Here is a 2,268-nt window from a genome sequence, read left to right as displayed (position 1 = left end):
TCAATAACTATATGGGCGTGCACTCTTTCGCCGTGTCGCCAAAAGACGGTCATATATTTATTACACCGTCAATGCAGCGGGCCTTGTTGGAGTTTGACCCTGACACCAAGACCTTTACTCGGCATGTCATGAAGCGCGGGTTTTATCCCCATACGATCCGCACCGACGAGCAAGATCGGGTGTGGTTTACCCTCGCTCTATCGTCGCAAGTTGCGATGTGGGATCGCGAGAAAAAGGTGTTTACCTATTTTGATATCCCCGCTCGCAATATAAAAGAGTGGCTTACCATTAAACTGCTGCCCCTGATTTTTTGGCTGGACCCAGAGACGCGACCGATGCCGTCTGTTGACCGGGAATCCAGTGGTTTGCCAATGCCCTACGGCATTGACGTTGCGCCCGATGGCCGAGTTTGGTTTGCGCGTTTGTATGCCGATGACTTTGGTTATATCGATCCCGAAACCGGAGAGGTTATCGTCGTTGATGCTGAGGTGATTGGGCCTCGCCGTTTGCGCGTAGATGCCGAGAATAGAGTGTGGATGGTGTCCTTCCAGACCGGTTTGTTGGCGATGTATGACCCAGCGAGTAACTTGCTTAAAAAATACGCGTTACCAGTCGTAAGCGAGTTTCCCTATGCTTTAAATGTGGATAGGGCGCGCAATGCGGTCTGGGTAAACGGCAATCAGTCCGACACCGTTATGCGCTTTGATATGGCCACGGAGACATGGCAGGTTTACCCCATGCCGCGTCGTCGGACGTTTACGCGGGATATTGAAATCGCTGAGGATGGTTCGGTGTACACCACCAATTCTCATTTCCCAAGCTGGCAAATCGAAGATGCTCAACCTACGTTGATCCACATTCAGCCCTACGCACAATGAAAATACCAAGCGTCATATTACTGCTGGGCGCTTGTTTAGTTACTTTGTCGGGAGTAGCGCAAGACTGGCCGTACTACCGGGGTGATCAAGGTGGTTCTGGTTTTTCAGCGCTGGAGCAGATCAATAGTGACAATGTTGGCGAGTTGGAGGTCGCCTGGCAGTATCGCAGCGGCGAGGCGGAGACATTTGCTGAGCAGCTGCCCCGCAGCGCTTTAGAAACCACGCCGATATTATTGCCTGAGGCCGCTGGCGGACATCTGGTGTTTTGCACCGCCTTTAATCAGGTGATTGCCCTCAACCCAGAGACCGGCGCGGAGCGTTGGCGGTTTGATCCTAAAATTTCTTTAGCCGGTGATCGCCCTTTTAAATGCCGCGGCGTGAGTTGGTGGAATGATACTCGTAGTAATGGAGCGCAGTGCAGCCAGCGCATTTTTACGGCGACTCACGATCGCCGTTTGATAGCGCTTGACGCACGCAGTGGTAAATTGTGTGAGAGCTTTGGTGATCACGGCACAGTAAAGCTGTATACCGAGGAAGAGGGTTTTGTGCCCGGCGATATCGGCAGCGTGTCACCGCCAGTGGTGGTGAATGGCACTGTCGTCATTGGCTCCGCGGTAGTGGATTTTGTTCGTGCCCACACCCCGCGCGGAACAGTGAAAGCCTTTGACGCTCGCAGCGGTGCGCTCCGCTGGCAATTTGAACCCATACCCTTGGATGCCAAAGCAGCGAATGCCGATCAGTGGCCGGCGGATGCCGTGGCGGCTTCTGGCGGCGCCAATGCTTGGGCGCCGCTATCAGTCGATGAAGCGCGAGATTTGGTCTTCATTCCCACCGGTGCGCCGTCACCAGATTATTATGGCGCGCTGCGCCTTGGCGACAATCGTTACGCCAACTCTTTGGTGGTGCTGCGCGGCAGCACTGGGGACATGGTGTGGAGCTTCCAGTTTGTGCACCACGATGTCTGGGATTACGACACTCCGGCGCAACCCATGCTTGTTGATTTGCAGCGCGATGGCAAAACTGTTCCGGCGGTGGTGCAACTGACTAAACAGGGCTTTGTCTTTGTGTTTCATCGAGAAACCGGCGAGCCCTTATTCCCGATTATCGAACAGGCTGTGCCCCAGTTAGCGGTGGCGGGCGAGCAACTGTCAGCGACACAGCCGTTTTCCCCTAAGTTACCAAGCCTATTGAATCACGATTTAAATACTGAGAATGCCTGGGGATTGACGCCATGGGACCGCGGCGCCTGCGCCAAAAAGATTGCCGGCTTGCATAATCAGGGTTTGTTTACCGCCTTGGCGGAAACGCCCACTCTAATGCTACCGGGTAGCCTCGGTGGCGCCAACTGGGGTGGCGGGGTATTTTGGCCCGAACGGCAGCAGTTAGTGGT

1 protein-coding gene and 1 pseudogene are annotated in these 2,268 nt (G+C 54.5%); both read left to right on the top strand.

From position 1 onward, the window contains the following. Positions 1-878, top strand: a pseudogene (locus ABYT30_RS18620) (lyase); the annotation flags it as partial. Further along, a partial coding sequence (locus ABYT30_RS18615; protein WP_373098014.1) for a PQQ-binding-like beta-propeller repeat protein occupies positions 875-2,268 on the top strand: 1,394 nt, incomplete at its 3' end. The pseudogene ABYT30_RS18620 and the gene ABYT30_RS18615, both read left to right, overlap by 4 nt.

It is taken from the genome of Zhongshania sp. (assembly GCF_041623545.1).
In the GTDB taxonomy this organism is placed as follows: domain Bacteria; phylum Pseudomonadota; class Gammaproteobacteria; order Pseudomonadales; family Spongiibacteraceae; genus Spongiibacter.
Note: the sequence above shows the minus strand (reverse complement) of the source record. Positions and strands in the feature narration are given on the sequence as shown.